Origin of the sequence: Microvirga aerophila (assembly GCF_003332305.1) — a bacterium.
Taxonomy (GTDB): domain Bacteria; phylum Pseudomonadota; class Alphaproteobacteria; order Rhizobiales; family Beijerinckiaceae; genus Microvirga; species Microvirga aerophila.
Genome location: NZ_QOIO01000132.1, coordinates 1 through 4786, shown reverse-complemented (window position 1 = coordinate 4786; position 4786 = coordinate 1). Strand labels below are relative to the sequence as shown.

The 4786-nt window shown below is 63.0% G+C and carries 6 protein-coding genes and 1 pseudogene; 3 read left to right on the top strand and 4 right to left on the bottom strand.

All coding sequences use genetic code 11. The annotated features are described in order from the left end of the window. Positions 1 to 711 precede the first annotated feature (711 nt). The 3 genes and pseudogenes from DRB19_RS28960 to DRB19_RS28950 all read right to left on the bottom strand — a co-directional run bounded on the left by DRB19_RS28960 (position 712) and on the right by DRB19_RS28950 (position 1976). On the bottom strand, positions 712 to 954 hold the full coding sequence (locus DRB19_RS28960; protein ID WP_114189405.1) for a hypothetical protein: 243 nt from the start codon (positions 952 to 954) through the stop codon (positions 712 to 714). 62 nt (positions 955 to 1016) lie between these two features. Continuing rightward, positions 1017 to 1481 (bottom strand): annotated as a pseudogene (locus DRB19_RS28955) (IS630 family transposase); the annotation flags it as partial. A gap of 72 nt (positions 1482 to 1553) precedes the next feature. Beyond that, positions 1554 to 1976 carry a helix-turn-helix domain-containing protein gene (locus DRB19_RS28950; RefSeq protein ID WP_114189403.1) on the bottom strand — a complete coding sequence of 141 codons (423 nt, stop codon included), beginning with the start codon at positions 1974 to 1976 and terminating at the stop codon, positions 1554 to 1556. 259 nt (positions 1977 to 2235) lie between these two features. On the opposite strand from DRB19_RS28950, the gene DRB19_RS28945 reads away from it, so the two are divergent. The 3 genes from DRB19_RS28945 to DRB19_RS28935 are packed head-to-tail and all read left to right on the top strand — an operon-like array spanning position 2236 to position 3640. Further along, positions 2236 to 2505: a hypothetical protein gene (locus tag DRB19_RS28945; RefSeq protein WP_174800026.1), complete on the top strand. Its 270-nt coding sequence runs from the start codon at positions 2236 to 2238 to the stop codon at positions 2503 to 2505. A 56-nt stretch (positions 2506 to 2561) separates the two neighbouring features. Further along, a complete protein-coding gene (locus tag DRB19_RS28940; RefSeq protein ID WP_114189402.1) occupies positions 2562 to 2990 on the top strand; it encodes a hypothetical protein in 429 nt (142 codons plus the stop codon). Beyond that, positions 2987 to 3640 (top strand): hypothetical protein, encoded by a 654-nt coding sequence (locus DRB19_RS28935; RefSeq protein ID WP_114189401.1) that lies wholly within the window; start codon positions 2987 to 2989, stop codon positions 3638 to 3640. The genes DRB19_RS28940 and DRB19_RS28935 overlap by 4 nt, the downstream gene beginning before the upstream one ends. 9 nt (positions 3641 to 3649) lie before the next feature. Here DRB19_RS28935 and DRB19_RS28930 read toward each other — a convergent pair whose 3' ends face one another. Further along, positions 3650 to 4447: a hypothetical protein gene (locus tag DRB19_RS28930; protein ID WP_114189400.1), complete on the bottom strand. Its 798-nt coding sequence runs from the start codon at positions 4445 to 4447 to the stop codon at positions 3650 to 3652. Positions 4448 to 4786 lie beyond the last annotated feature (339 nt).

Below are 4786 nucleotides of genomic sequence, written 5' to 3'. Positions count from 1 at the left end.
AACCCGGACAACTTCCTGGCCGCCATCAAGCTCGCATCAGCCCGCATCTGGATCCGCAGTTATGAGTCCGCTGCCTAGTTAATCTTCGGCCGTAGGTCAGGGATCGGCGTGACAGGAATACAAGCGACTCAGACAATCCTGAAGACGGTCCCCTGCGATCCAACGGGGATACAAGGCGGGACGATTCCCTTTTACTTGCTGTCTTTCGCCGAGCAGGCGCCTGCCTGCGGCCGCCGGCATGTGACCCTGAATGACGTAGCCGCCGGGTGGACACCAGGTCAGTCCGCGTCCGGCAGATCCACAGAGAGCGGGAGCCAATGAGACGGGTGCAACATGACACTCGTATCGATGTAGGCCAACCATTTGCCTCAGAACCAAAACCCCGGTGTGCCAGCTACCGTGCTCAGGGCCAACGAGAAGGAGGGGCTTCTCCTCCTCGTGTGAAGCGGTGGAAATCGGTTGAGGCGTCATGCGGATACCCTGCGGCAGTGGGCATCGATGCCGCATGGAAAGACTTCTAGGCACGGGCGCCGCCTGCTTGGCGGGCGGACTGCCCTCGGAAGAGCCCGGAACGACAGCTTCTGGCACGGGGTGGAAGCAAGCCGAATGGCCGCTCAAGTGGCTATACCAGACCTGGCTGAGTAGCATGGGAATCCCTCGTCCGTCGCAAGGGCGCATGCAGGCGACTTGGCGAGATTGGCTTTTGGGGCACTACAAATTCAAGAGTGGCAAGACCTTGGCGCTGCCGTGAGTCTGTAGATCAAGGCCATGGGCCAGAACCTCTTCATCCGTAAGCTCACGAAGCGTTTCCGCGTGAGCGTTGGGGCCTGCGGCCCGCGCCGCGACAAGTTCGGCATCACGTTCATCCTGAGCGACGACGACCAGGGGAGCGGTCGTCGGCTCCTGGTTCCCCGGTTGCACGACCGTGACGGTTACCCCAAACCCCTTATTCATCCAGAAACTCCTTTCGCGGCTTTCCCATCCGCATCCTGCCATGAGCTAAAGCGCTTTTGGTCTCAGTGTAGAGCATAGCCGGCGCGCCTGATCCAGCCTCGGGCATTCTGGGCCGTGATGGACTCGAGAGCCGGTTTGAGCTCTGCCTCGAGCGCCTCCAGGCTACGCGCGGCTTTCGCCTTAAGCCGCTCTTTCACCTTGGACCAGGCCTGTTCGATCGGGTTGAACTCGGGCGAGTAGCGCGGCAGGTACAGCAGCCCAATTCCGGCCTGATCGAGCAGTTCCCGCACTTCCGTCGCCCGATGCGGGCGCAGGTTATCCATCACCAGAATGGCGTTCGGCTTCACCTGCTGGAGTTTCGGCACCAGCACCTGTTCGAGATAGGCCAGCAGCACCGGCGTGGAAGTCGCAGCCTCGATGCTCATTGTGGCCACCAGACCCTCACAGGAGAGCGCGCCTAAGACCGTCAGTCGCTGCCACGAGCCGAGCGGGATACTTCCGTACGCCCGCTGCCCGCGGCGCTCGGGCGTGAGTGCGCGCCATCTTGGTCGTCACCCCGCTTTCATCCAGGAACATCAAGCGGTCCGCGGGGATCTCGCTCATCTGCTGGCGGTAAGCCTCACGCTCGGCGGCAACCTCGGGCCGCTCCTGCTCGGCCGCCCGAAGCGTCTTTTTTTCGGACGCAGCTTTAGGCGCTTGAGCGCCTCGCAGATCACCGCCAGACACACCGTCACGCCAGTGCGCTCGGCTAGGCGCTCACGGTACTCGCGCAGCAGCGCGTCATTGTCCTCGATCACCAGTTGGCGCAGCCCCTCCAGAGCTACTGCATCCAGGCGCGAGGGCACGCCACCACTGTGCGGCTTGGGACAGCGTCGGCCTTCCTCGCGCTCCTGGCGGCGCCAATTCGAGATCGTTGCGGGGCAGACCTGGAAGCGGTGGGCGATCTCAACCTGGCTGCCGTCGCCGCGCTCGCAGGCGACCAGAACACGCTCACGCAGATCAGGAGAATAGGGCTGGGGCATCGCTCGCCTCCTGGGCCATATCCCAGTCAACGCAGAAACCACCCGAATGGATTCAAGCCCAGATCAAAAGCGCTTTAGTTGAGGGCGACACCAAGCTTGAGGAGAATGGCTTTATTGACGTGCCCAACTACTTCGGCCTGCCGCCCGACTTTCGTTTAGGCAAGGCCCGTTAGACATCGCAACGGCCTTCCTGTCGGGTCACAGATGAATCGACGTCTCAACTCCTGACCTTCCGGATTTTTGTTCTCTTGCTGCTCCTATGATGTCGGCGATCGAATCTATCGGGGAGGCGTGGAGCCTCGGGTGGCGTATCCGCATGCGGTGCGCTCACGGCAAGCGGGACGGCATGAAGTCGATCCGGGAGTGCCTCTACGAGGCGGATCTCGACATGGAAACGCTCGTGTGTACGAGGGAGCAGGAGTTTCCGCTCAGCACGCTTGCCGAGCGACTGAAATGTCCCCGTCGCGGCAGCCACCGGGTGGCCCTCGTCTTCGAGCCACCGCCGTCCCGGGACCGGGCGACGGCCTAGGGCTGGACACCTAGGGTTCAGGTGCGCAAAGGTGCCGGAAAGCAAGCGGGGGCAGGATGTTCGGCTGGTTCAAGAAGCGCGGGGAGCGCAAGGCTTACAATCTCGGGAAGGATGTCGGGAAAGCCATCACGACGGAACTTGAGGCCTATATCGCAGCGCGGGTACTCCCGGCCTCCGAGCGGTTCGTTGCTGTCTTCGAGGGGCAGCTCAAGACGGTTCATGGCGATCCGGAGCACGATGCCAAGACGCTCACCGGGATCGAGTGGCAGATCTTTCAGGAGAATCTCGCGAATTTCGCCGGAGAGATGAAGGCCGAGTTGAACATCCAAACATACAAGTGGGACGAGGTTCTCGACGCTGGCGGCATGCGGGACATCATCGATGAGTACATCACCGAGAGGATGGACATGGTCGTCGGCGACATGAAGGAAAAGGCTGCCGGCATGGCCCTCGCGGCGATCGGTGAGACGGCCGCAAACAGATGACCACGGTGGAATTTACATGGGGCAGCCTGCTGACGCTGGCAGGATCGGCGGGCATCATCGCGGCACTGGTCAACCAAGGACTCGGATGGCTGCGAGAGTGGTGGGCAGCCGCCGACAAGCGGAAGGCCAACGCCGGATACATGGCGCTACGTCTGGCGGTTCTGCTCGAGGCCTATGCCTCGGCATGCGCCGATGCCATTAACGGCAATGAGAGCGCCGAGCACAGGCCGGAAGAACAGTACCCCGACTGGACCGCCAAGTTGCCAGAGCTGCCTGAGTATCCTGATGACACCGACGGCTGGCGGTCATTGCCCATCAAGCTTGCGGGACGCGTCCTGAGCTTCCGCAACAAGGTCCAGGAAAGTCAGGGCATCATCAACTCCGGCCTGGAGCACAGCGAGGACACCCTCGAGGAGGATTACGCCGAACAGGCAGCGCAGCGCGGGCTTGAGGCATGGAAGCTCGCGGTGGAGCTGCGGCGAGCCTATGGGCTTGAGGCAGTAGAGGTTGCGTGGGACTACGCCGCAGGCCTCGAGCGTCATTTTGAGAAGGCCCGGAAAGAGATCCAAAAGCGTATCGTCCGGGCTGCCAAGTTCCACGCGCAGCTTGAGGCGCGGCACCCGTCGCCGCCCGTCACGGCAGAAGAGTAGACGGCGTGATCAGGCTGTCGGGGCCGGCTCCGGCTTCCGGCGCGGCTTCTTAGCGCCCTCGGCGGGCGCGACCTTCTCCACCTCGTCGGCAAGGGCTGCCTCCTCGATGGCGGCAACGTCTTTCTCAATCTCCGTCGGCTCGTTGTCGCCTGCCATGATCGCGGCTGCCATCGCCGCGGCTGCCCCGCAGTCTGCGGATTGAATACCGTGTACGACAGCCCGTCCGCCTCGGAGCGGGCCTTGGCGCGTACGTTCTCGATGTCGATCTCCGAGGATTCGTTGCCGAGTTCGTTGGCGACACGCTCCTGCGAGGTGAAGCCGGCGGCCACGGCCTGGAGCGGGTTGATGTAGCCGGGTCGGCATGTCCCAACGGCAGCCCATCACGTCACGCATCGAGACACCCTCGGGAGGGGTCCACGCGCCGGACAGGATTGCCTCGGGTCCCTGCTCCTCGAGCAGCGTCAGCAACCGCACGCGATCCCCGAGCGACGCGTGGTAGTTGGCGTAGCGCAGGAGATCACGGGCATTGTCGAGCCGCAAGCCTTCGGGAAAGTCGGCCTCGGTGATGGTTTCGTACCGATGGCCCGCTGCGGGAGCCGCTTCCGCCAGCACCGGTGGCAGGGACGCTTCCCGGTTTGGCGGAAGCACGTCGATCAGAGCCGTGCCCGACGTTCGGGTGATCGCGAAATCCGGTACGTGCGGACCTTGCGCGTGATCCAGGACCATCGGCAGGCATGTCCACGAGATCACGGATGGATCGACGTCGAGCAGGTATCCAAAGTCACGTGCTGCCCGATGCCGGAACATCGGACGTCCCTCGCACCGGACCGCGCCCCGGGGACTGAAGGAGAGTGCCGACGTCTCCTCGCGGATGCGGGCCAGGATGTCGCCAGGATGTCGAAGGCACCGTCGATGCCGATGGCGAAAGGCTGGGAGATTGGCATGGGTACGCTCGTCCCATTGCGGACGGCGGGTGCCGTCGCGTGAACCGATAGGGCGGGTTCGGGAGATCAGCGTATGAAGGCTATTCGGATGCCGCGCAGGCTAACCGTGCGCTGCAAGCGCGATCTAGGTCGTGAACCCATAAAAGATCTTTTCTTTGCAGTGAGTTGATGATTCACCTCCCGGTCACGGGAGGATGTGATG